Annotated in this window: 22 protein-coding genes and 2 pseudogenes; 14 read left to right on the forward strand and 10 right to left on the reverse strand. The window is 72.0% G+C overall.

Annotated elements, in window-relative coordinates; translation table 11 throughout:
* Positions 1-542: 542 nt before the first annotated feature.
* On the forward strand, positions 543-1,991 hold the full coding sequence (locus QP939_RS10345) for a hypothetical protein (protein ID WP_285456438.1): 1,449 nt from the start codon (positions 543-545) through the stop codon (positions 1,989-1,991).
* Positions 1,992-2,453: 462 nt separating this feature from the next.
* Here QP939_RS10345 and yczR read toward each other — a convergent pair whose 3' ends face one another.
* Positions 2,454-3,905 carry a MocR-like transcription factor YczR gene (gene yczR, locus QP939_RS10350; RefSeq protein WP_285456439.1) on the reverse strand — a complete coding sequence of 484 codons (1,452 nt, stop codon included), beginning with the start codon at positions 3,903-3,905 and terminating at the stop codon, positions 2,454-2,456.
* A gap of 61 nt (positions 3,906-3,966) precedes the next feature.
* Between yczR and yczE the strand changes: the two genes are divergently transcribed.
* Positions 3,967-4,614 (forward strand): membrane protein YczE, encoded by a 648-nt coding sequence (gene yczE / locus QP939_RS10355; RefSeq protein WP_285456440.1) that lies wholly within the window; start codon positions 3,967-3,969, stop codon positions 4,612-4,614.
* Here yczE and QP939_RS10360 read toward each other — a convergent pair.
* Together QP939_RS10360 and QP939_RS10365 are read right to left on the reverse strand one after the other, a co-directional pair.
* On the reverse strand, positions 4,611-5,138 hold the full coding sequence (locus QP939_RS10360; protein WP_285456441.1) for a Clp protease N-terminal domain-containing protein: 528 nt from the start codon (positions 5,136-5,138) through the stop codon (positions 4,611-4,613). The two genes, yczE and QP939_RS10360, sit on opposite strands and share 4 nt — an antisense overlap.
* Positions 5,138-5,347, reverse strand: a complete 210-nt coding sequence (locus tag QP939_RS10365) for a sigma factor-like helix-turn-helix DNA-binding protein (RefSeq protein ID WP_004559389.1) — start codon at positions 5,345-5,347, stop codon at positions 5,138-5,140. The genes QP939_RS10360 and QP939_RS10365 overlap by 1 nt, the downstream gene beginning before the upstream one ends.
* A gap of 65 nt (positions 5,348-5,412) precedes the next feature.
* Here QP939_RS10365 and QP939_RS10370 point away from each other — a divergent pair, with 65 nt between their 5' ends.
* Positions 5,413-6,198 carry a protein phosphatase 2C domain-containing protein gene (locus tag QP939_RS10370; protein WP_285456442.1) on the forward strand — a complete coding sequence of 262 codons (786 nt, stop codon included), beginning with the start codon at positions 5,413-5,415 and terminating at the stop codon, positions 6,196-6,198.
* Between the two features lie 35 nt (positions 6,199-6,233).
* Positions 6,234-6,794: pseudogene (locus QP939_RS10375) on the forward strand (DUF998 domain-containing protein); the annotation flags it as partial.
* 84 nt (positions 6,795-6,878) lie between these two features.
* Here QP939_RS10375 and QP939_RS10380 read toward each other — a convergent pair.
* Positions 6,879-7,907 carry a D-cysteine desulfhydrase family protein gene (locus QP939_RS10380; RefSeq protein ID WP_285456443.1) on the reverse strand — a complete coding sequence of 343 codons (1,029 nt, stop codon included), beginning with the start codon at positions 7,905-7,907 and terminating at the stop codon, positions 6,879-6,881.
* Positions 7,908-8,096: 189 nt separating this feature from the next.
* On the opposite strand from QP939_RS10380, the gene QP939_RS10385 reads away from it, so the two are divergent.
* Genes QP939_RS10385 through QP939_RS10395 form a run of 3 tightly spaced genes read left to right on the forward strand, consistent with a single transcriptional unit; the run spans position 8,097 to position 10,896 of the window.
* Positions 8,097-9,473 carry an amidase gene (locus tag QP939_RS10385; protein WP_285456444.1) on the forward strand — a complete coding sequence of 459 codons (1,377 nt, stop codon included), beginning with the start codon at positions 8,097-8,099 and terminating at the stop codon, positions 9,471-9,473.
* A complete protein-coding gene (locus QP939_RS10390; RefSeq protein ID WP_285456445.1) occupies positions 9,440-10,015 on the forward strand; it encodes a TetR/AcrR family transcriptional regulator in 576 nt (191 codons plus the stop codon). The genes QP939_RS10385 and QP939_RS10390 overlap by 34 nt, the downstream gene beginning before the upstream one ends.
* The gene (locus tag QP939_RS10395) at positions 10,015-10,896 is read left to right on the forward strand and encodes an oxygenase MpaB family protein (protein ID WP_285456446.1); all 882 of its coding nucleotides are present in this window, start codon (positions 10,015-10,017) and stop codon (positions 10,894-10,896) included. Before QP939_RS10390 ends, QP939_RS10395 begins: the two co-directional genes overlap by 1 nt.
* A gap of 15 nt (positions 10,897-10,911) precedes the next feature.
* Here QP939_RS10395 and QP939_RS10400 read toward each other — a convergent pair whose 3' ends face one another.
* Complete coding sequence (locus tag QP939_RS10400; RefSeq protein WP_285456447.1) at positions 10,912-11,487, reverse strand: CGNR zinc finger domain-containing protein; 576 nt, start codon at positions 11,485-11,487, stop codon at positions 10,912-10,914.
* 53 nt (positions 11,488-11,540) lie between these two features.
* Here QP939_RS10400 and QP939_RS10405 point away from each other — a divergent pair, with 53 nt between their 5' ends.
* The 5 genes from QP939_RS10405 (at position 11,541) to QP939_RS10425 (ending at position 16,023) form a co-directional block, all read left to right on the forward strand.
* Positions 11,541-12,389 carry an alpha/beta fold hydrolase gene (locus tag QP939_RS10405; protein WP_285456449.1) on the forward strand — a complete coding sequence of 283 codons (849 nt, stop codon included), beginning with the start codon at positions 11,541-11,543 and terminating at the stop codon, positions 12,387-12,389.
* Between the two features lie 96 nt (positions 12,390-12,485).
* Positions 12,486-13,883: a DUF8832 domain-containing protein gene (locus tag QP939_RS10410; protein ID WP_285456450.1), complete on the forward strand. Its 1,398-nt coding sequence runs from the start codon at positions 12,486-12,488 to the stop codon at positions 13,881-13,883.
* Positions 13,880-14,269 carry a FixH family protein gene (locus QP939_RS10415; RefSeq protein WP_285456452.1) on the forward strand — a complete coding sequence of 130 codons (390 nt, stop codon included), beginning with the start codon at positions 13,880-13,882 and terminating at the stop codon, positions 14,267-14,269. The genes QP939_RS10410 and QP939_RS10415 overlap by 4 nt, the downstream gene beginning before the upstream one ends.
* A gap of 10 nt (positions 14,270-14,279) precedes the next feature.
* A complete protein-coding gene (locus QP939_RS10420; RefSeq protein WP_285456453.1) occupies positions 14,280-15,422 on the forward strand; it encodes a hypothetical protein in 1,143 nt (380 codons plus the stop codon).
* 67 nt (positions 15,423-15,489) lie between these two features.
* A complete protein-coding gene (locus QP939_RS10425) occupies positions 15,490-16,023 on the forward strand; it encodes a hypothetical protein (RefSeq protein ID WP_285456454.1) in 534 nt (177 codons plus the stop codon).
* A gap of 147 nt (positions 16,024-16,170) precedes the next feature.
* On the opposite strand, the gene QP939_RS10430 is transcribed toward QP939_RS10425, so the two are convergent.
* Entirely contained in the window at positions 16,171-16,425 is a 255-nt protein-coding gene (locus QP939_RS10430) for a DUF397 domain-containing protein (protein WP_285456455.1), read from the reverse strand.
* Between the two features lie 371 nt (positions 16,426-16,796).
* On the opposite strand from QP939_RS10430, the gene QP939_RS52185 reads away from it, so the two are divergent.
* Positions 16,797-17,054 carry a hypothetical protein gene (locus QP939_RS52185; RefSeq protein ID WP_414641928.1) on the forward strand — a complete coding sequence of 86 codons (258 nt, stop codon included), beginning with the start codon at positions 16,797-16,799 and terminating at the stop codon, positions 17,052-17,054.
* 22 nt (positions 17,055-17,076) lie between these two features.
* On the opposite strand, the gene QP939_RS10435 is transcribed toward QP939_RS52185, so the two are convergent.
* The 4 genes and pseudogenes from QP939_RS10435 to QP939_RS10450 form a co-directional block, all read right to left on the reverse strand.
* A complete protein-coding gene (locus QP939_RS10435; RefSeq protein ID WP_285456456.1) occupies positions 17,077-17,682 on the reverse strand; it encodes a class I SAM-dependent DNA methyltransferase in 606 nt (201 codons plus the stop codon).
* Entirely contained in the window at positions 17,679-18,527 is an 849-nt protein-coding gene (locus QP939_RS10440) for an SAM-dependent methyltransferase (protein ID WP_285456458.1), read from the reverse strand. Before QP939_RS10440 ends, QP939_RS10435 begins: the two co-directional genes overlap by 4 nt.
* The gene (locus QP939_RS10445) at positions 18,524-19,351 is read right to left on the reverse strand and encodes an SAM-dependent methyltransferase (RefSeq protein WP_285456459.1); all 828 of its coding nucleotides are present in this window, start codon (positions 19,349-19,351) and stop codon (positions 18,524-18,526) included. The genes QP939_RS10440 and QP939_RS10445 overlap by 4 nt, the downstream gene beginning before the upstream one ends.
* 101 nt (positions 19,352-19,452) lie before the next feature.
* Positions 19,453-20,315, reverse strand: a pseudogene (locus QP939_RS10450) (helix-turn-helix domain-containing protein).
* A 235-nt stretch (positions 20,316-20,550) separates the two neighbouring features.
* On the opposite strand from QP939_RS10450, the gene QP939_RS10455 reads away from it, so the two are divergent.
* Complete coding sequence (locus tag QP939_RS10455; RefSeq protein WP_285456460.1) at positions 20,551-21,471, forward strand: MBL fold metallo-hydrolase; 921 nt, start codon at positions 20,551-20,553, stop codon at positions 21,469-21,471.
* The last annotated feature ends 46 nt before the right edge of the window (positions 21,472-21,517 follow it).

Genomic DNA, 21,517 nt, shown 5'->3' on the forward strand with positions numbered 1-21,517 from the left:
ACGGCCCGCGCCTGCGGCAGTCAGCCTCCCTGGAGTAACCCACGTGCTCCACGAGGGGGTCACGCTCCGCGACCACTTCGGCATCCCCGGCGACGGGGTCCACGGGGAATTGATCACGCACCGCAGCCGTTTCGGGGCGGTCATGGGCGTGGTCGTCCCACCTGCCGGGCGCGGTCCCGGTCGACCGGCAGAAATGTGGCGACGAGCACCCACCGCCACCGATTCGACACTCAACGCCACGCGGATCCGGGAAACATCAGGTCAGCGGCGAAACGTGCAAATTGCAGCACTCGTCCGAATGGTCGCAGGCAACCACCCGAACGGCACTGAGAGTGATCAACTCGTCGGCCGCAGATACCTTGTGCGGTAGGGCCGTTCCGCCTTACGGGCTGGATCGAACGCGGGAGAGATGAAAGACTCCCGAGCGGTGCTAGAAAGAGTGCAGCCCCGGGGGAACTGCGACCTGGCCGGAGAAAGACCCCAGCAAGAACAGACTCGAGCGTGCATCGCGAGAGCCTCAGGCGCGGACGGTGGTGGTGGCGGTGAGCAGCACGGCGAACGCGCGCCGCGGCGCCCCGGCACGCCCGCCGCTCACAGCGGGTGAAAACCAGCCTTCGCACGCGCGCGTGCGCGCGACGGGGCCCGCGCTGGACGCCTTGTCGGCACGCGAGGTCGCCGCACTTGGGCGCCCGGCGGGGCTCGGCGAGGCGGCCTTGTCGGCGCGCGGCACCGCCGCACTCGAGCGCTCGACGGGGCCCGCCCGGGAAGCCATGCCGCGCGGCGGCGCCGCGCGCGGGCGCTCGCCCAAGCCGTGGGCGTCTCCGCTGGCTCGGCCCGCCGCCAAGATCCTCGTCGCCGGAGGGCTGACCCTCGCGGGCTGGCTGCTCACCGGTGCGCTGTCCGGCCACACCGCCTCGGCCGCGGAGACCGCCGCCTGCCAGCACTCCTCGGTGTCCACTGTGGAGCACGGCCGGGCCGCCTTCGGCCACCACCACCGCGCCAGCAGTCACCGCGAAACCGGCGCTGCCCGGTGCACCCAGGCGACCGCCGACAGCACGTCGACCGAGGACTCCGCCACCAGCGACGCCACCGAAACGACCACCGGCGACACCGCGACCGGCGAAACGCCAGCGAACGACACCAAGCCCGCCGACACCGCGACCGGCGCCACCGAGCCCGCCGACACCGCGACCACCGAACCGGCCACCACAAAGCCCGAAACCAGCGAGCCCGCGAGCACGCCCACCGAGGCCACCCAGCCCGCAACCACGGAACCCGCGACCGGCGAGACCACCTCCGCCGACACCGCGACCAGCACCGAAGAGCCCACGAAGACCACCACAACCTCCGGCGGCGGCCTCCTGGGCGGCTTGGTCGGCGGAGTCCTGAACGTGGTCGGCGGCACCCTGAACACAGTCACCAGCACAGTCGGCGTGGTCACGGACACGCTCTCCCACACGGTCCTGGCCCCCCTGACGCAGCCGCCCGCGAGCAACCCGGACGCCCCCGTCCTGCTCCCGATCGACGACATCCTGAACCCGATCCTCGGCGGCTCGTCCTCGGGCAGCGTGACCGTGACCGTCCCCGCGACGACCGCCACCCCCGAAACCGTCACCGTCGAGATCGCCCCCGCGGCGACAGCGGAGACCACGACGCCACCGCAAACCCCCCGCTTCGCGCTCGTCCACCTCACCCCGAAGCCGCAGGCGCCGGTCGTGAAGCAGCAGGACACCCCGCGCGACTCCGGCGTCCACGCCCGCGACGGCGGCGGCGACTCCACCCCCGGCCTGCCCGGCGGCACCACCGCCCCGAGCGCGCCCGCCACCACCGCGACCCCCGGTCACGACGGCCCCGGTGGTGCCCGGCACCCCTTCGCCGTCCACACCGATGACGTCACCACCACTCAGCTGAAGCTCATCGGCGCCAGCCGCGACCACGATGTCGACGGCGCGGGCAGGGAAGCCGCCCTGCCCACCACCTCTCCCGACTGACCCCGCACCGGGCAGCCGGGGAGAACTGCGTCCAAACCAAGATCAACTCCCCTGCTCCAGTACGCGAATCCGTGACTCTTCACGTGTCGTGACGCCTTCGCGCGTCCGCCGTACCCCAGGGGCTGAAACCCATGCGAAACCACAGTCTTTCCGACCGGCCGACCGCGCCCGGCCGGGTCGGATCCCGGTCCCGGCGCCGCGCTGCCCCCGTGGCGCCGGGACCCACACCGGGCGCGCTCCGGGAGTCCTCGCTCACCGCGCCGAGCGAGGTCTCGCAGTACCGCGAGCGCACCTGAGCCGCCGGCTTCCCGGCACGTCGAGGGGCGGTGCCGGGAAGCCGCGGTCCTCGCGACGGAGTCACGTCCCGTCGCGGGGTGTGTGGAACAACGAACCGGTGCGCTGGATGCACATGAACGCCGCCCATCCCTGGGAGCAGGCTCGCATCCAGCGCACCGGTTCGTTCTATGCGATGGGGGCGTCCAGCGAGGCCGGGGTGCCCTGGACCGACGCCGCGGCGACGCTCAGCCGCCGGACCGCCTCGTGGATCTTCTCCGGCGGCAACGCGAACGGCAGCCGTATCCAGCGCTCCATGCCGCCGTGGACGCCGAACCGCGAGCCCGGCGCCACCTGCACGCCGTGGCTCGCCGCCGCCACCGCCAGCCGGGAGCTCACCGGCTCCGGCATGCGGCACCACAACGACAGCCCGCCCTTCGGCGGCGTGAACGTCCAGTCCGGCAGGTGCCACTTCACCGCGCCCGCCAGCGCGTCGCGGTAGCCGCGGAACTCCTCGCGGCGACGCGCCATCGCCGCCCAGCCCTCCTCGCCGAGCAACTCGGCGAACACCACCTGCTCGAACACCGGCGACCCCAGGTCCACCGCGTACCGCGCCGAAACCAGGCGGCCCAGCAGGTCCTCCGACGCGCGGATCCAGCCGAGCCGCAGCCCGCCCCAGTGCGACTTCGACGCCGACCCGACGCAGATCGCCAGGTCGCCGGCGAACGCGGCCAGCGGCGGCGGCCCGTCGAGCGGGTCGCCTTCGAGGTCGAGCTCGACGAGCGTCTCGTCGACGACCACCGGCGTCCTGGCCCGCGCGAGCACGGCGCCGAGCCGTTCGCGGCCTTCGGCGTCCAGGCGCAGGCCGGTCGGGTTCTGGAAGTCGACCACCAGGTACGCCAGCCGCGGTGACGCCTGGCGCAGCGCCGCGTCGATCCCGGCGATGTCCCAGCTGCGGGCACCGGCCGGGTCGAGCGCCACCGGCACCGGGATCGCGTGCGCGGCGCGGATCGCCTCCGACGCGTTCGGGTACGTCGGCTGCTCGACCAGCACGCGGTCGCCCGGCCCGGCCAGCATCCGCAGGACCAGCACGAACGCGTGGTGCGCGCCGTTGGTCACCATCACCTGCGCGGCCGTCGTCGGCAGCCCGCGCTCGGTGTACCGCCGCGCGATCGCCTCCCGCAGCACGAGCAGGCCGCGCTCGGCGTACCCGTGTTCGCCCAGGTAGTCGGCGAGCCGCCCGCGGGCCGCGTCGACCGCCGCGGCCATGCCGGGGATGGCCGCGGGCGACGCGTGCGCGAAGTCGATCAGGTCGTCGCCCGCCGGGACGAGCGGTTCGCGGCCGCGGCCCGGCGCGGCGATCCACGACCCGGCGCCGCGGCGGCTCGCGACGAATCCGTTCTCCCGCAACCGGTCCAGCGCGGCCCCGATCAGCGTGCGACTCGCGCCGAGCGCCTCGGCCAGCTCCCGTTCGGCGGGCAGCCGGGTGCCGAGCGGGAGCTGGCCGTCCAGCACCTGCAGCTCGATGGCGGCGGCCAGGTCGGCCGCGCCCTGCCGGGAGCCCCCTTGCCGCCACGACCCCAGCATGGCAGCCAGTCGCGGGCCAGAGATGCGTCCACCCAGCGGGATCATCGATTCCATCAGGCCAATATCCTGGAATTGGCTATGGTTTACAAGGCCACTTACCCCCGATAGTGAAACCGTGGCTCAGATCGATCTCCGGCCCGTCCGGATCTCCCGCGACCCCGCCCGGCGCAGTGTCCAGCTGCTCGTGGGCCTCGCCCTCTACGGCACCAGCGTCGCCATGCTCACCCGCGCCCACCTGGGCCTCGAACCCTGGGGCGTGCTCGCCGAAGGGATCATGAAGCACACCGGGCTAACCTTCGGCACCGTCACCGGCGTCGTCTCGGTGGCCGTCCTCCTGCTGTGGATCCCGCTGCGCCAGCGGCCCGGGATCGGCACGGTCGCGAACGTCGTGGTCATCTCGGTGACCGTCGACCTGGTCCGCGCGGTGCTCCCCGACCAGCACGACCTCGGCTGGCAGATCGCGTTGCTCGTCGGCGGCGTCGCCCTCAACGGCTTCGCGACCGCCACCTACGTCGGCGCCCGGCTCGGTCCCGGCGCCCGCGACGGCCTGATGACCGGGCTGGCCGCGCGCACCGGCTGGTCGGTCCGGCTGGTGCGCACGGGCATCGAGATCACCGTGGTCGCCGCGGGCTTCCTGCTCGGCGGCACCGTCGGGGCGGGCACGGTGCTCTACGCCCTCGCGATCGGGCCGCTCACGCAGGCGCTGCTGCCGCTGGTCGTGTGGCGCGAACCGGAGCGCGAGGAGCCCGAGCCCGTGCACTAACCGGCTTTCCGCCGCTGGACGACCTGGCGCAGCGTCGCGAGATCGGCGCCGTGCCGGGTGAGGACCTCGTCGGTGCCGCGCTGCTGCGCCAGGGCCAGCAGGATGTGCTCCTGTCCGAGGTGCTTGTCCCCCAGCCGGACGGCTTCCTTGAGGCTCAGCTCCAGCGTCTTCTTCGACTGCGTGGTGAACGGGATGTGCCCGCGCTTGGCCGGGCCCAGCCGTCCGGCCAGCGCGCCGGCCCCGTGCGTCTGCTCGACGCGCTCGACGATCTGCTCGACGTCGATGCCGAACTCGGTGAGCGCCTCGGCGTCGGCGTCGCTGACCCCGCCGCGGCGCCGGGTCCGCGCCAGCTCCTCGGCGATCTCGTCGGCCGGGACGCCCAGCTCGGCGAGCACCCCGCCACCGGTCTTCACCAGCCCGGCCAGCAGGTGCGCGGGCCCGATCTCCACCGACCCGGACTCCCGCGCCACGATCTGCGCCTCGACGACGGCCAGCCGCGCGTCCGCCGTGAACCTTTCGAACATCAATGCCTCCCGTACTTCTTGTGCACGGCCTGCCGGCTGACCCCCAGCTCGGCGGCGATTTCCTGCCACGACCAGCCGTGCACCCGCGCGCTGCGGACCTGCACGGCCTCCAGTTGTTCTAGCAACCGCCGGAGCGCGGCGACCGCGCGCAGTCCCACCCGGGGATCGCGATCACCGGCCCGGGCGGCCAAATCCGTCGCTTCCGTCATGCCTGTCAACCTACGTTGACATTCGGTCCATGTCAACCTGAGTTGACACGACGTAGAGTCGGGTGATGCCCGAGATCGCGATCGCCGAGCGGGCCGGGGTGGGCGCCGACGGCCACCCACGCCCCTCCGAAGACCACGTCGTCGTGCTGGACAACGCGGTGGTGGTCCTCGACGGCGCCACGTCGTCGGACCCCTCGCAGCCGCCGGGCGGCTGGTACGCCGAACGCCTCGCGCGGCGCCTCACCACCGACCTCCGCGCGGCACCGGCCGCCGACCTGGCCGACGTCCTGACCAGCGCGATCGCCGCCGTGACCAGCGAACACGAGCTGCGGCCGCAGGAGTCGCCGTCGAGCACCGTCGCGGCCGTGCGCTGGCTCGACGACCGCGTCGACGCGCTGGTGCTGGCCGACAGCCCGGTGGTCGGGTTCGGCGCGTTCGGCGTCGACGTCGTCTCCGACGACCGGCTCGCCCGGCTGCGGCGGCGCGGGATGCTCCAGACCGGCGCCGACGTCCGCCGAAGACGGAACGCCCACGACGGGTTCTGGGTCGCCGAAGCCGACCCGGGCGCGGCGGCCCACTCGGTCCGGCGCAGCTGGCGAAGAGCCGACGTCGAGGCCGTCCTGCTCGCCAGCGACGGCGTGTCCATCGGCGTCGACCAGTACGAACTGTTCGACTGGCGCGAGGTGCTGGCGATCACCCGCGCCGACGGGCCGGACGCGGTCCTCGACGCCGTCCGCACCGCGGAGAAACAGGACCCCGACGGCGCCCGCTGGCCCCGGCCGAAGCGCCACGACGACCAGGCCCTGGTCCTCGTCGACTTCGATTCGGGGGTTATTCAGGGTCTTCCCTGATCTCGCGCCGCGCGTTTCCCGAGACCCTGGACGGCATGGGGATCGAGCAGGGGAAGCGCACGAGACCGTGGCGGCTCGTGGCGGTCGGGGCGATCGGCTGGGGTTTGTTCACCGCCGTGGTGCTGCACATCATCAGCTCGCACGACCCGGTGTACGACACGTTGTCGAGCTACACCGTGACCGACCGCGGCGACGGGATGCTCGCCGCGAGCGTGCTTTCGCTGGCCATCGGGTCGCTGGCGGTGCTCGGCGCGCTGCACGTCGCCGGGGTGCCGCTCTCGCGGACGACACGGCTGCTGCTCGCGTTGTGGTCGCTCGGGATGGCCGCGGCCGCGGTGTTCCCGGCGAGCTACCCGGAGGCGCCGGACCCGGTCAGCGGCGAAATCCACCTCTACTCGTGCCTGGTCGCGTTCCTCAGCCTGCCCGGCGCGGCGATCTCGCTGCTGGAACCGTTGCGGGGCCGCCCGGAGCGCGTCCTCGTCGTGCGTTCACTGCGCCTGACGGCAGCGGCGTTCGCGCTCTTCGCGACGAGTTTTCTCTTCGTGCGGCTCAGTGAGGCCGGAGTCGAGCCGTTCGCGGAGATCTCCGACGCGTTCCCCATCGGCGTCATGCAGCGGCTGCTGCTGCTCGCCGACGTCGTGCTGCTGGGCACGCTGCTGCGAGTCGCGACGCGGGTCGAGTCAGCCGCCGACGGCCGCCGCGAATTCGGGCGCGTAGCCGTACAGGCCGGGCATCCCGCCGGTGTGCAGGAACACCACGTGCTCGTCCGCGGCGAAGCGGCCGTCCCCCGCCCATTCGACCAGCGCGGCGGCCACCTTGCCGCTGTAGACCGGGTCGAGCACGACCCCCTCGCGGCTCCCGAAGAGGCGTAGCGCGCTCCAGACGGCGTCGGTCGGGATGCCGTAGCCGGGGCCGAGGGTCGAGTCGCTCATCCGGACGTGGTCGAGCGACGGCGGTTCCACACCCAGCAGCTTCGCGGCTCCGGACGTCAGCTCGCGCAGGTTCTCCCGGGCTTCGTCGAGCGGGTGGCTGACGCAGGCGATGTCGACGTCGAGGCCGCCTAGCAGCCCGGCGGCCAGCGCGACCCCGGCCGCGGTGCCGCCGCTGGCGTGCGGGACGACGAGCCGAGCGCGGTCGATCCCGCGTTCGGCCAGCTGCGTCGCGAGTTCGTGGGTGGCGCGGACGTACCCGAGGGCGCCGAGGTCGTTCGAGCCGCCGACCGGGATCGTGGCGACCTTCCGGCCGTCCTGCGCGGCTTCGGCGACGAGTCGGTCGTACGTGCGGCCGGTTTCTTCGCCGTCGGCGCAGACGTGGACGTGCGCGCCGAAGAGCTTGTCGAGCGGGATGTTGCCGCCGCGTTCGTAGGCGTCACCGTCGCGCGGGACCTTGGCGGTGAGGACGAGTTCGCAGCGCAGGCCGAGCCGCGCGCACGCGGCGGCGGTCTGCCTGCCGTGGTTGGTCTGGAGGGCGCCGAAGGTGATCACCGTGTCGGCGTCCTTCGCCGCGCCGAGGTGGTACTCGAGCTTGCGGAGCTTGTTGCCGCCCGCGCCGAGCGGGTGGACGTCGTCGCGCTTGAGCAGCAGGTTCGGCAAGCCGAGGGCTTCGCCGAGCCGCGGGGCCGCGTGCAGCGGCGTCGGCCAGCCACCGAGGTCGACGCGGGGGACCGCGGCCAGCGCGGCGGTGGGGAATCCGGCGAAGTCGAACGTCATCGGCCCTCCAGGCTCGGCTCTCCCGGCCACTCTAGAGCGCCCCAATGTGGCCTTGGTTGCGTCAGACGCACCCAAGGCGGCCTTCGGTGCGTCTGACGCACCGAAGGCCACATTGGGGCGCTGGGGAGTGGCCGGAGCGGCGGCTGTCCGGTAACGTTCGTTCGAACGAACGAGAGATCGGAGGCTGCCGTGCCCGCTACCGGGCTCGACTTCACCGGCCTCGCCGCGCAGGCCGCGCTGCTCGCCGCGGGCGCCGTCACCTCAGCCGAGCTGACCGCCGCCGCGCTCGACCGGGCGCACGCCAGCCAGCCGACCCTCAACGCCTTCCGCCACCTGCGCGACGACGACGCGCGCGCCGAAGCCGCGGAAGCGGACCGGCGTCTGCAAGCGGGTGACCGCGCGCCGCTGCTCGGCGTGCCGGTCGCGATCAAGGACGACGTCGACCTCACCGGCCTGCCCACGGCGTTCGGCTGCGCCGGCGAGTTCCCGTGCGCGACGGCCGACGCGCCCGCCGTCGCCCTGCTGCGCGAAGCCGGCGCGGTGATCATCGGCAAGACGAACACCCCCGAACTGGGCCAGTGGCCGTTCACCGAGGGCCCGGCCTTCGGCGCGACGCGCAACCCGTGGAGCACGGACCACACGCCAGGGGGTTCTTCGGGCGGGAGCGCGGCCGCGGTGGCGTCGGGGGTCATCGCGGCCGCGCTCGGGTCCGACGGCGCCGGGTCGGTGCGGATCCCGGCCGCGTGGACCGGGCTCGTCGGCATCAAGACCCAGCGCGGCCGGATCCCGACCGGCGGCGAGCTGTTCCACGGCCTCACCGTGCTCGGCCCGCTCGCCCGGACGGTCGAGGACGCCGCGCTGCTGCTCGACGTCACCGCCGCCACCGGCAGTACGTTCCGGACCGCCGCCACCCGCGAACCTGGACGGCTGCGGATCGGGCTGTCGACGCGGATCCCGTTCACCGCCACGAAAACCCGGCTCGACCCGGTCGTCGAGACGGCCGTGCGCCGCCTGGCCGAGTCGCTCGCCGGGCTGGGCCACGAGATCGTCGAGGTGGAGCCGGACTACGGGCTGATCGGCCTGACGTTCCTGCCGCGCTCGCTCTCCGGCGTCCGCGACTGGGCGTTGCGCGTGCCCGACCGCGCCGGGCTCGACCCGCGCACCCGCAGCAACGCCGGCCACGGCCGCCTGCTGGCCGGGCCCGCCCTGCGGCTGGCCCGCGCGCTCGAACCCGGACTGCACCGGCGGATCGGCTCGGTGTTCGGCCGCGTCGACGTCCTGCTGACCCCGACCACGGCGACCCCGCCGCCGCCGATCGGCACGTTCGACGGGCTGTCCGGCTGGGAGACCGACCAGGCCATGATCGCCGCGTGCCCGTACGCTTGGCCGTGGAACGTGCTGGGCTGGCCGGGGGTCAACGTCCCGGCCGGGCTCACCGGCGGCGGGCTCCCGCTCGGGGCCCAGCTGCTCGGCCCGTCGCACGCCGAGGAGCGGCTGATTTCCCTCGCCGCGCAACTGGAAGAGGTCGAACGGTGGCCGGAGCGGCATCCCGAGACAAGCTGGTAAGCACCCGGGAAGCCATCCTGCGCGGCGCCCTGAGCGTCGTCGGCGAGCACGGCGTCGGCGGGCTGACGAACCGCCGGATCGTCGCCGCGGCCGGGGTTTCGCTCGGCACGTTGACCTACCACTTCCCCAGCCAGACGGCGTTGCTGCGCGAGGCGATGCTGCTGTTCGTCGAGGAGGAGACGGCGAAGCTGGGCGCGATCGTCGACGGCTACCGCGCGGAGGGCTTGAGCGTCGAGCAGGCGGCATCGGTGGTCGAGCAGGTGATCGCGCAGCTTCCGTTCGGCGCGGACGAACTGGGCGCGCACGAGCTGTACCTGCAGTCGGCCCGCGACCCGGAGCTGCAGGAGGCGTCCGCGCGGTGTTTCGCGGCGTACGACGAGCTGGCCGTGACGATCTTGGAGGCGCTGGGCGTCCCGGACCCGCGGCGGCTGGCCGGGCCGGTGGTGGCGTTGATCGCCGGGTTGCAGCTGCGACGGCTGGCGACGGGCGAGACCGACACGCCGGTGGCCGAGCCTCTGATGATGCTGCTGCGCGGGGCGTGATGGCCCCGCCGATCGAGCGGGGAACGGCGGCGTGGAAGTACTTCGGCGACTTCCGCGACGTGCTCTTGGCCGGGCAGGTGCTGGTGCTGCAGGTGGCGCACCCGGTCGTCGCGGCGGGGGTGCGGGACCATTCGGACTACACGACGGACCCGTGGACGCGCTTGATGCGGACGGGGGCGTCGCTGTCGATCTACGTGTACGGCGGGGTTTCCGGCGCGCGGGTGGAGGCCTCGCGGTTGCGGTCGTTGCACCGGACTTTCACGGGTGTCGCGGACGGCCGCCGTTACAGCGCGCTTGATCCCGCTGCCTACGCCTGGGTGCACGCGACCCTGGTGAAGGTTCCCATTGACGCGCAACGGTTCTTCGGGATTTCGCCGACTCAGTCCGAATTGGACGAGTACTACGCGCAGCTGTGCGACGTCGGGCGGATGCTCGGCGTGCGTGAGCGGGACTTGCCACCGGACTGGGCGGCATTCTCGCGGTACTACGACGAGATGGTGGACGGATTCGCGGGGAACCCGACGATCGAGACGTTGTTCGAGACGATCCGGACGGTCCCGAAGCCGTATTCGTGGCTGCCGGACGCTTGCTGGCGTCCCCTCCGGGACCTCCAGGCGCGGGGCCAGATGTTCCTGATCCGGGCCACGTTGCCACCCGCCTTCCGCTCTCGCCTCGGTCTGAAGTGGACGGACCGCGACGAGCGGCGGTTCGAGCGTTTCGCCCGCGCGGTACGCCTCATGGCAACCCCGATCCCGCCCGGCCTGCGAACGGCCCACATGCGCTGGATAGGCAAGCTCAACGTCTGGTTCCGCGCCCACCCGAGGGCCTACCGCCTCCTGATCCGCGGCAACGGCCCCGGCTCCGGCGGCGAGATGTCGTGAGTGGCGATTAGGGTTCTAACCCGAATTGCCACTCACGACATCTTGGCGACCACTGACTCGGGCGTAGTGGGCGCGGGCCTTGGCGCGGTTGCCGCAGCGGGCCATTGAGCACCACTGGCGATTCCGCCGCGGGGACGCGTCGCAGAACCGCAGCCCGCAGTCGTCCGCCGCGCACACCCGGACCGCCGCGTCGCCCGTCGCCAGGTCGATCGCGTCCGCCGCCAGGGCCGCGAAAGCCGTCGCCACCGGGTCCTTCGGCGCCGGGACTTCGCGCCGCAACCCGCCCTCGGACAGCACCAGCCGCGGAGGCGGCGCCGGAGCCGAGGCGGCCGCGTTGTTCACCAGCTCGACGTCCATCTTCTCCGGCTCCTCCGGCGGCAGCAGCACCCGGTCGATCGCCTCCCGCAGCGCCTTCGCCGCCAGGACGTTGCCCGCCGTCACCGGGACCCGGCCCGTCGTGAACCCCGCCAGCTCCAGCCACTCCGCCAGCGCCTCCGGTCCGGTCAGCAGCTCGACCGGCTCGGCGTGCCGGTTGCGCGTCGTGTTGACCAGGTCGAGGCACGGCCGTCCGCCGTCGAAGACCCACTCCATTCCCCCACTCTAACCCTTGAAGACAGTTAGAAGCAGCGCTACCGTCTAACCCCATGAACCGGTTAGAACGCACCGCCACGGTCAACGGCATCCGGATGCACTACCTCCGGGCGGGCGACGGCCCGCCGCTGTTCCTCCTGCACGGCTGGCCGCAGACGTCGCACTGCTGGCACCAGGTCGTCGACGCCCTCGCCGAGACGCACACCGTCGTCGCCCCCGACCTGCGCGGCTACGGCCGCACCGACAAGCCGAAGTCCGGCTACGACAAGCGCACGATGGCCGCCGACGTCGCCGCGCTCGCCGACCACCTCGGCTTCGAAACCGTCGCCGTCGCCGGGCACGACCGCGGCGGCCGCGTCGCCCACCGCTGGGCCCTCGACCGCCCGGACCAGGTCGACCGCCTGGCCGTGCTCGACATCGCCCCGACCCGCGCGATGTGGCAACGCCTCGACACCGGTATCGCGAAGGCCTACTGGCACTGGCTCTTCCACCTCCAGCCCGACCTGCCGGAACTCCTCGCGGGCCAGAACGTCGCCGCCTACCTCGGCTACTTCTTCGAACAGTGGTCCTACCAACGCTTCGACGCCGAAGCGCAAGCCGTGTACGTCGAAGCCTTCTCCCAGCCGGGCGCCCTCCGGGCGGGCTTCGACGACTACCGCGCCTCCTTCCCCGACGACGCCGAACTCGACGACGCCGACTACGAAGCCGGGAAGCGCCTCACCCAGCCGGTCCTCGCGCTCTGGGGCGCGAACGGCCTGCTCGGCACCCTCCCGACGCTGGAGATCTGGCGCGAGTACGCCCACGACGTCACCGGCGGGCCGCTCGCCGAGTGCGGCCACTTCCTGCCCGAGGAACAGCCGGGCGAAGTCGTCGCCCGCCTGCGGGAGTTCCTGCGCCCCTGAGTCACCCGGGGCCGCCGGTCCCCCGATCTGGGGACCGCGGTTCCCTCGCCGCCGTGACGCCCGCCACCCGCCGACGTCGCTAGGTTCGGACCCACGATGGGGACCAAACCAAGACTGGCGTTACTCATGCTGCTGGCCGTGCTGGGGATCGCGGCAGGCGGCGGGATCGCGCACGCCGACGGCGCGCCGTCCGGCACCGACGTCCAAGTCGCGCAGACGCTCGGCGCGCGCGAGCTGACCGTGATCATCCGCCGGGTCGACACGACGCCGTCGCCGCTGCGGGTCGACGTCGTGACGCACGAGGGCACCGCGCCCGGCACGTTGCACCTGGCCGTCGCGGCCGACGGCGTCACGAGCGCGCGGGCCGACGTCGTCCTCGGCGCCGAGCCGGGTGCGTACCCGGGAAATCTCCGCGTCGACAAGCCGGGCCCGTGGGAGCTGTCGGTGAGCGACGGCACCGGACCGGCCGCGACGATCCCGTTCATCGTGCCCGCCCGCGTGGTGCCGCCGTGGGAGAAGGCGACCTACGGCGGGTTCGTCGCCGCGGGCGTGTTCCTGCTGCTCGCGCTGCTCGTCGGGGTCCGGGCGCGGCGGACGGCGTTCGCGCTGGTCCCGGCGGGTGGCGCGGTCGCGGCGATCGCCGTCGCGGTCACCGGCGCGCTGCTGTCGGCGAGCACTCCCCCGCCGCCCGCGCCCGGCAGCCAGCTCGACCCGACGTTCGACAACGTCACCGACCCGTACGCGAACGCGCAGCTGTCCACAGTGGATTACTCGCGGCCGCCGGTGAATCTGGCCGTCCACGCCGAAGGCGGCGGACTGAGACTGAGCCTCACCGACGGCGCCACCGGCCGCCCGGTCGACGACCTGCTCGTCCACGACAACGCCCTCGTGCACCTGGTGCTCGTCTCGCCGTCCGGGCGGATGAGTCACCTGCACCCGGGGCGCGTCGGCCCCGGCGACTACCGCGTCCGCGTCGCCGACCCGGAAAAGGGCACGTACGCCGTCGCCGCGGAACTCGTCCGGCGCGGCGGCGGGGTCCAGCTGGCCCGGTCCACTGTGGACCTCGACGGCGCGGCACAACCCGCACCCGAGCCACCCGGCGCCGGACCCCGGACGGTCGACGGCACCCCGGTGGACCTCACGATCAGCCCGGGGTCGCCGACGACGATCACCGCGCACTTCCCGGCGCAGGACCTCCAGCCGTGGCTGGGCATGCTGGGCCACCTCATCATCGCCGGGCCGATCGACGGGCCCGTCGGGGAAAGCGCCGCGAAGGCACCGACCTGGGCGCACGTCCACGCGATGACGCCGCCGGTCGCGGGCCAGGCCGACCGCCCCGACGAGACCGTCGCCGCGTACGGCCCGGACGTCAGTTTCACCTACACCTTCGCCGCACCCGGCCGGTACCGGATCTGGCTGCAGGCCGAACGCGGCTACCGCGTGCTCACCGTCCCCGCCGTGGTGGACGTCCCGACGACAGGAGCAGGCCGATGAGACGCCCGACGTTGCTGATCGCCGTCGTCGCCTTGGCCGTCGTGGCCGGCGCGGCCTGGCTGCTGTGGCCGCGCGACGCGAAACCCAGTACGCAGCAAGCGGTGTCCGGCCCGTACACCGTCCAGTTCTCCGCGGACGAGCCGCGCATCGGCGGCAACACGTTCGCGGTCGCCGTCACCGGGCCCGCGCCCGACGCGGTCACGGTCGCGCCGGTGATGGCACAGATGGGACACGCGTTCGCCCCGGTCGTCGCCGGACCGGACGGCCCCGGCCGCTTCCGCGCCGCCGACGTCGGGCTGCCGATGGCCGGGCAGTGGGAGATCACCGTGTCACTGCGCGGACCGGGCGGGCCCGCCCAAGTCGTATTCCCGTTGTTGGTCAAGTGAAGGAGGGGGAATGGATCTCACCGCATCCGGCGTCCGCACGACGTCGGTGGCGAAACAAGCGCGGACGGGGTTGCTGCCCGCGAACGTCGTGCTCGGGGGCTCACTGCTGTCGCTGGTCGGGCTGACCTGGGACATCCAGTGGCACAGCGACGTCGGGCCGGACACGTTCTTCACGCTGCCGCACCTGTTCCTGTACGCGGGCAGCGCGGTCGTCGGCCTGGCGAGCCTCGCCGTCGTGCTGCTGACGACGGCGGCGCGGCGCGCGGGCCGTCCGGTCGACCCGCGGGTCGGCGGGCGCGTGGTCAACGTCTTCGGCCGGACGTTCGCCGCGCCGCTGGGCTACCTGGTCTCGGGGGTCGGCGCGGCGACGTTCCTGCTGTACGGCCTGTGGGACCAGTGGTGGCACGGGCTGTACGGCTTCGACGCGGTCATCGACTCGCCGCCCCACATCGGGCTGCTGCTGGCGATCACCGTGTCGCTGATCGGCACGACCGCGGTGTTCGCCGCGGCGAGGGAGCACCGCTGGGGACGGCTGGGCACGCTGGCGTCGCTGACCGTGCTGCTCACCTTCGCGCCGGTGCTGGCGCTCGGGTTGCAGCAGGTGCCGGACGACTACGCCGACGCCGTCTCGATCGGGACGTCGATGATGGCGGTCCTGCTGGTCGCGGTCGGCGCGGGCTTCCTGCGGCGGCCCGGCGGCGCGGTCGGCGTCGCGGCGATGGTCGCGGCGGTGCAGGCGGTGTTCTGGTGGTTCTCGCCGTGGGCCGCGACGGCTTACGCGGACATGGTCGGCCTGCCGCTGCGGGACGCGATCTCGGGCGTGCCGGAAATGCCGTCGCTGACGCCGATGGCGTTGCTGCCGGTGGCGGCGGTGATGGAGCTGGTCTACTTCGCCGGGCGACGCCGGGGGTGGCGCGCGGGCCGGGTGTCCGTGGTCGCGGGCGGGATCGCCGGGCTGCTGCTCGGGCTGAGCCTGCCGGTGCAGCGGACGCTGCTCTACACGGGCGCGCACCTGCCGCCCGCCTGGTACCTGACGACGACCGTCGTGCTCAGCGCGGCGCTGGGGCTGCTCGGCGGGTTCGCCGGGTGGCGGTTCGGCGGGATGCTGTGCCTGCTGGCGCCCGCGAAGAGGGGGGAAACCGCTGATGCGTAAGACTCTGTCGCCCGGGGCTCCGCCCCGGCCGGGGGCTCCGCCACCCGGAACCCCCAAAAGCCGGTTTGTGCTCGCCTTGGCCGCCGTCGCCGGGTTGCTGTTCGCCACCGCGGCGCCGGCGAACGCCTACGAGCCGGTGAACATCGTGCACACCGAGCGGGTGCAGGCCGGCCCGTACGGGCTGACGGTCGGGTTCAGCACCTGGCCGCTGAAAGCCATGCAGTCGCTGGACTTCACCTTCATCCCCGACGGCGGGATCGAGGGCAAGTCCGGCACCCTCACCATGATCAACCCGGAGGGCGGCCAGAACCGGAAGCAGCCGCTGGTCCGGCACCCGCGCAAGCGCGACGTCTGGGGCCTGGACGTCCGGTCGATGCCGCGGCCCGGCGAGTGGACGTTCCGGTTCACCGTCAACGGCCCGGCCGGGTCCGGCACCGGCGAGCTGAAAGCCCTGCCGGTGCTGGAACAGCCGGGGCCGCCGATGGGCGTCAGCTGGGCGATCAGCACGCTGCCGCTGATCGGGCTCGTGGTGCTCGTCGTGGTGGCCTGGCGCCGGACGCGCAGCCGACTGCGTGGTGGGGAGCTTCCGGCAATCGGGTGAGATTCCCCCCACATTCGACGGCCGGGCGTATCCGCGCCGCCGTGAAGGCCTCCTTCACCGCAGAGGACGGGGAAGGGGGCCTTCACCATTTCTTCGGAGGCGGCGGGACACGGGTGGGTGATCATGGTCACCCACGCGGAGGAGGGATCAGGCGGGCAGGTCGAACTGCCCGGCCTTCACGGCGGTCAGGAACGCCTCCCACTCGGCGGTGTCGAACACGAAGACGGGGCTGGTCGCGAGCTTGGTGTCACGGACGCCGACCATGCCCTCGGAGCCGAGGTTGACCTCCACGCAGCTGCCGCCGTTGGGCTCACTGGCGAACGACTTCTCCCAGGCGGCCTCTTCGAACAGGGACACGGCCGTGTTCGGATCGTAATCCGCGAACGACGGATAATCCGCCATGGGTCGTACCTCCGAGGATCGATGGGGGGCGCGGCCGTGACTGGGTCGAAGGTACCCGCTCCCGGCTACTCAGTGTCTCAATGGAGTAGGCAGCAGGGCCAAGCGGGTGATCAACTAGCTCCGGCCTCGACATGAAGATTATTCCAGGAGTAGGATTAATCGCATCGGCCGGGGCGCCGGTGTCGGTGAACGACTGCCTGCATGCGACGGGCGGTTACGGATCGACGCCGAGCACGTGCCGGAGACCGATCAACCTACCCACCGCAGGCCTCATGGGGGAGATCAGCGTGATCGTCGTCGAGGACAACGCGCCGCCGGGCGTGGTCGAGTTCTTCGGACCTCGGCTGAGCCGAGAGCTGGGGGTGTAGACCGTGGCCGTTCGTTTGAACTCGCTGTTCCGGCGTGAAGAAGATGAGCCCCGTGGTCGGCGGGGAATCGGGCACGAGCTTCGGGATCGATTCGGGTTCAGTCTTATTCAGGCTCCGCTTCGGAAGACCACCACCTGGGCCACTGATCAGGATCTTCCTCTTCGGCGGTACTCCTCCGATGGGGTTCGGCCCACTCGGCCTCTTGAAGCCTCCATTGACCTCGGCCCGCTTCTTCGGGGGCATCTCTCTTCGCGCGCCTAGGTTCTTTCCCCGGAAGCTCGGTTTACTTTCGTAGGAGCAGGCGGCCCTGGCGGAATGGGCGCTCGTTCTCCCCCGCTTCGCGGTGGATTCGTCCTACTTCTCGCAGGCCTGCTGCCGCTGCCATTGCCTTCAGTTCGTCAAGGGGCCACCGGTAGGCCTTCGTGACCTTGTGGTCGAACGTTGTCACTTCGTCCTTCTCCGCCTCGAAGCAGCCCAACAGAACGTGACCGCCTGGGGCCAACGTCCGGGTGAACTCCGCGAAGTACTCCGGTAGCTCTTCCGGTGGCGTGTGGATCGTCGAGTACCACGTCAGGATTCCGGCCAGCGAGGCGTCGGGGATGTCCAGGGCCGCCATTGAGCCGACCTCGAACCTCAGGTTCGGGTGTGCCTGCCTGGCCAGGGTGATCATCGCCGGGGACAGGTCCACGCCGAACACGTCGAGGCCCAGGTTGTTCAGGTGCGCCGTCAGGTGTCCGGGCCCGCAGCCCAGGTCCGCCACCGGGCCTCGGCCGCGCACCGAGTCCGCGAACGCCGTCCACGCCGCTCGGTCCAGCGGGTACTCGTCCCAGATCTCGCGCGCGAACTCCGCGTACTGGTCCGCGATCGCGTCGTAGGCGGCCGCCGTCACGGCTTGCGGCCCAGGCCGCACAGGTGACCGACGAACGACGGGTCGTTCGCGACCTTCTTCGTCGCCTTCGACTCGATCTCCTCCGGGTGCCACTCCGGCAAGTACACGATGCCCGGCTCCACCAACTCCAAGCCCTCGAAGAACGTCGTGAACTCCGCTCGGCTGCGCAAGTGCAGCGGGGTGCTCGACCGGTTGTACTGCGCCATGATCGACTCGCGGCTCGCCGAGTCGGCCATCGCCTCCAGGCCGTCGCTCGTCAGGTGGGATGACAGGAAGTACGAGCCCGAGGGCAGCAGCGACAGGTACTTCTGGATCGTCTGGGCCACCGGCTCCTCCGGGCCCAGGAAGTAGAGCACGCCGACCATGATCAGGCCGATCGGGCGGTCCGGGTCCAGGACGCCCGTGTCGAGCGCGCGCTTCCAGATGTCCGCCGGGTCGCGGAGGTCGCCGAGCAGCACCGCGTGGCGGTCCGCCACCCCCTCCTTCTCCAGCAGCACCTGCGAATGCGCGACCGCCACCGGCTCGTTGTCGACGTACACGCACCGCGCGTCCGGGTTCACCGCCACCGCGACCTCGTGGACGTTGCCGACCGTCGGGACCCCCGATCCCAGGTCGAGGAACTGGTCGATGCCGTTGCGCGCCAGGTAGCGCACGCCGCGGCCGAGGAAGTCGCGGCCGACCCTGGCCACCGTCTTGATCATCGGGAACGTCTTCACGGCCTGCTCGCCGAACTGGCGGTCGATCGCCCAGTTGGCGGTGCCGCCCAGGAACCAGTCGTAGATGCGGGCCGCGTTGGGCCGCTCGAGGTCGACGCCTTCGGGGGCCTCGGGGTCCTGCGTCGTCATATCCGTCCTCCAGGCTTGCGGCCGACACCGCCGACCACGCTCGCGAGGGGGACCGTGGCGGCGCCGGGCTCGGGACGCCACTTTCCCACAGGCACGATTCCCGGCTCGACCACCTCGAAGTTACCGAAGAACTCGGCGATCTCGTCGAGCGACCGGGACACCGCGGGCGAACTCGACCGCTCGGACAGCTTCACCAGCCGCCGGATCTGCTCCAGCTCCTCGCCTTCGACGCCGGATTCCGTCGCGTGCGAAAGGACGTACGCCGAACCCGGTGCCAGCAACGTCCGGTAGTCGCGGATCGCTTCGCGGACGCCCGTGACGTCCGGCAGGAAGTGCAGCACCGCCACGCTCAGCAGGCAGATCGGCTCGTCGGGGTTGAGCACGCCCGTGGCCAACGCGGCTTCCCAGACTTCGCCCGCGTCGCGGAGGTCGGCGTGCAGCACCGCGTGACGGCCGGGGTCGCCCTCCTCCTCGAGCAGGATCCGGCCGTGCGCGACCGCCACCGGTTCGTTGTCGACGTACACGCAGCGGGTGTCGTCCGCGTACTCGTCGGCGACCTCGTGCACGTTGCCCGCGGTCGGGATGCCCGAGCCGAGGTCGAGGAACTGCCGGATCCCGAGGCCGAGGCAGTAGCGGACGGCCCGGCCGAGGAAGTCGCGGTTGCTCCGGGCCAGGGTCTTCGCCAGCGGGAACGCCTGCACCGCCTGCTCGCCGTACTGCCGGTCGACGGCCCAGTTCGCCGTGCCGCCGAGCGCCCAGTCGTAGATCCTCGCCACGTTCGGCCGGTCGAGGTCGACGGCATCGGGGAGGAAGTCGGGGTCCACGATGTCCCCTTCGGGCGGCACTTCCGGGGTGGAAACGAGCAAAGCCCGCTCACTCTACCGAAAGTTGTTCACCACGCGGGATAGTTCAGGGGCCGTTCGCCCTATTGGATCTGCTGCATCTGGGCGCGGTAACCCTCCGCGAGCTCCTTGAGGAACTGCCGGGTCTCCTGGCGCTCCAGCGCGGCCCCGCGCAGGCGGTCCCACGAGTCGACGAAGATGTTGAAGTCCTTCACGTCGTCGAGGTACAGACCACCGGCGGAGTGCTCGATGTAGACGAAGTCCCGCGTGCGGTCCGGGAAGCGCATGATCGTGAAGTCGTTGGGCACCGCGGCCAGCCGCGCGCCGAACGGCAGCACGTGCACGTAGACCCGCGGGTGCTTCTCCAGCGACAGCAGGTGCTCGACCTGGTCGAGCATCACCGCGGGCGCGAACCCGCCGGGCGCCCGGCGCAGCGCGCCCTCGCTGATGATGAACCGGTAGTACGGCGGCTGCTGCTGCTCGAACACCGCCTTGCGGTCGAGGCGGTTGCGCACCAGCGACGTCACGTCCGTCGCGCCGGCCTCGGTGAACTGCTTGAGCATGTAGTGCTCGGACTGCAGCGGGCCGGGGATGCGCTCACCGTGCCAGGTGAGGATCTCCGCGGCCGCGGGCTCCAGGTCCGTGAAGGTGCGGAACCAGTGCGGCACCACCGAGCGGTAGCCGGACCAGTGCCCGCGCTGCCCGGCGGCGGCGCGCGCCAGGTTCATCAGCGTGTCGGCCTCTTCGCCGTTGATCCCGAACGCGTTCAGCATCGATCGCACATCCCCGAGCTTCACCCCGACGGCACCGGACTCGATCTTGTTGACCTTGCCCTGGGTGCAGCCGAGAACCTCGGCGACCTGCTGCTGTGTCATCCGCGCCGCGGTGCGGGCATGCCGGAGTCGTTGCCGAGCTGCTTCCGGCGCGAGGTGACGGTGCTGGCCATCGCCCTGCTCTCCCGGACCACTACCAAGCGACGACGGCCACCGGCCGCCGTCGCACGCGAACTATCGAACCCACCCAGGTTAGTGCTTCACCTTGCGGATCTCGATGATGACATCGCGCAGCGTTCCAGGAAATGTCGCGGATTGCCAGTCACCTGTGTCTTCACTCGCCTGGACCAGCGGATTCGTGACCTTTCGGCCAACCGGCGGACGGCGGACTGGGGCATAGTGGTCGCCGTGACCGATCGTTCACCCGCCGCCGCCGCTGTCACCCGCTTGGCTGGTCCGGCCCACGCGTACGTCCAGCCGGACGGCTCCTGGTACATCAACAACTGCGGTGTCGTCGACGCCGGCGACCACACCGTGCTGATCGACACCTGCTCGACCGAGCGCCGCACGCGCGCGCTGCTCGAGGCCGTCCAGGCGACCACCGGCAGCCCGGTGACGACGCTGGTGAACACCCACCACCACGGTGACCACACCAACGGCAACTACCTCGTCGAGGGCGCGGCCGTGATCGGCCACCGCAAGACGCGGGAGCTGCTGGTCGCCGAGGGCATCCAGACCTACGAGGGCGTGTTCGTCGGCAGCGACTGGGGCGAGCTGCGGCCGCGGCCGCCGGAGATCGTGTTCGACGACCGGCTGACCGTCTACGCCGGGGACGTCGAGATCCAGCTGATCCACCCCGGCCACGCGGCCCACACGACCAACGACGTCCTCGTCTGGCTGCCGGAGCAGCGCGTGCTCTACGCCGGTGACCTGGTGTTCCACGGCGGCAGCCCGTTCGCGCTGATGGGCTCGGTGGCCGGGTGGCGCGCCGGGCTGGACGTGATCCGGGAGCTGGAGCCGGAGGTGATCCTGCCCGGGCACGGCGGCCCGTGCGGACTGGACGTCGTGGACAAAGTGGACGACTACCTGGCGTTCGTCCAGAAGACCGCGGAACGCGGGAAGGCCGCCGGGCTGTCGCCGCTGGAGCTGGCCAAGGAGACGGACCTCGGCGAGTTCGCCTCGCTGACCGAGCAAGAGCGGCTGCCGGGGAACCTGCACCGCGCCTATGCCGAGCTGGACGGCGCCGAGTGGGGCGCGCAGATCGACATGGTGGCCGCGATCACGGACATGCTCGCCTTCAACAAGGGACCCATCCGCTGCTTCTCCTGAACTGAGTGAGCTGCTCCTCCGTGGCCTCCCATGAGGCGTCGATCGG

The sequence above is a fragment of the Amycolatopsis nalaikhensis genome, from assembly GCF_030264295.1.
Classification (GTDB): domain Bacteria; phylum Actinomycetota; class Actinomycetes; order Mycobacteriales; family Pseudonocardiaceae; genus Amycolatopsis; species Amycolatopsis nalaikhensis.

Excerpts from the sequence above, each read along its gene's own strand:
- QP939_RS10410 (WP_285456450.1), top strand. The coding sequence starts at position 12,486 with ATGGGGACCAAACCAAGACTGGCGTTACTCATGCTGCTGGCCGTGCTG.
- QP939_RS10380 (WP_285456443.1), bottom strand. The coding sequence starts at position 7,907 with ATGACGTTCGACTTCGCCGGATTCCCCACCGCCGCGCTGGCCGCGGTC.
- QP939_RS10400 (WP_285456447.1), bottom strand. The coding sequence starts at position 11,487 with ATGGAGTGGGTCTTCGACGGCGGACGGCCGTGCCTCGACCTGGTCAAC.
- QP939_RS10415 (WP_285456452.1), top strand. The coding sequence starts at position 13,880 with ATGAGACGCCCGACGTTGCTGATCGCCGTCGTCGCCTTGGCCGTCGTG.
- QP939_RS10360 (WP_285456441.1), bottom strand. The coding sequence starts at position 5,138 with ATGTTCGAAAGGTTCACGGCGGACGCGCGGCTGGCCGTCGTCGAGGCG.
- QP939_RS10365 (WP_004559389.1), bottom strand. The coding sequence starts at position 5,347 with ATGACGGAAGCGACGGATTTGGCCGCCCGGGCCGGTGATCGCGATCCC.
- QP939_RS10395 (WP_285456446.1), top strand. The coding sequence starts at position 10,015 with ATGGCCCCGCCGATCGAGCGGGGAACGGCGGCGTGGAAGTACTTCGGC.
- QP939_RS10440 (WP_285456458.1), bottom strand. The coding sequence starts at position 18,527 with ATGACGACGCAGGACCCCGAGGCCCCCGAAGGCGTCGACCTCGAGCGG.
- QP939_RS10430 (WP_285456455.1), bottom strand. The coding sequence starts at position 16,425 with ATGGCGGATTATCCGTCGTTCGCGGATTACGATCCGAACACGGCCGTG.
- QP939_RS10405 (WP_285456449.1), top strand. The coding sequence starts at position 11,541 with ATGAACCGGTTAGAACGCACCGCCACGGTCAACGGCATCCGGATGCAC.
- QP939_RS10420 (WP_285456453.1), top strand. The coding sequence starts at position 14,280 with ATGGATCTCACCGCATCCGGCGTCCGCACGACGTCGGTGGCGAAACAA.
- yczR (WP_285456439.1), bottom strand. The coding sequence starts at position 3,905 with ATGGAATCGATGATCCCGCTGGGTGGACGCATCTCTGGCCCGCGACTG.
- QP939_RS10370 (WP_285456442.1), top strand. The coding sequence starts at position 5,413 with ATGCCCGAGATCGCGATCGCCGAGCGGGCCGGGGTGGGCGCCGACGGC.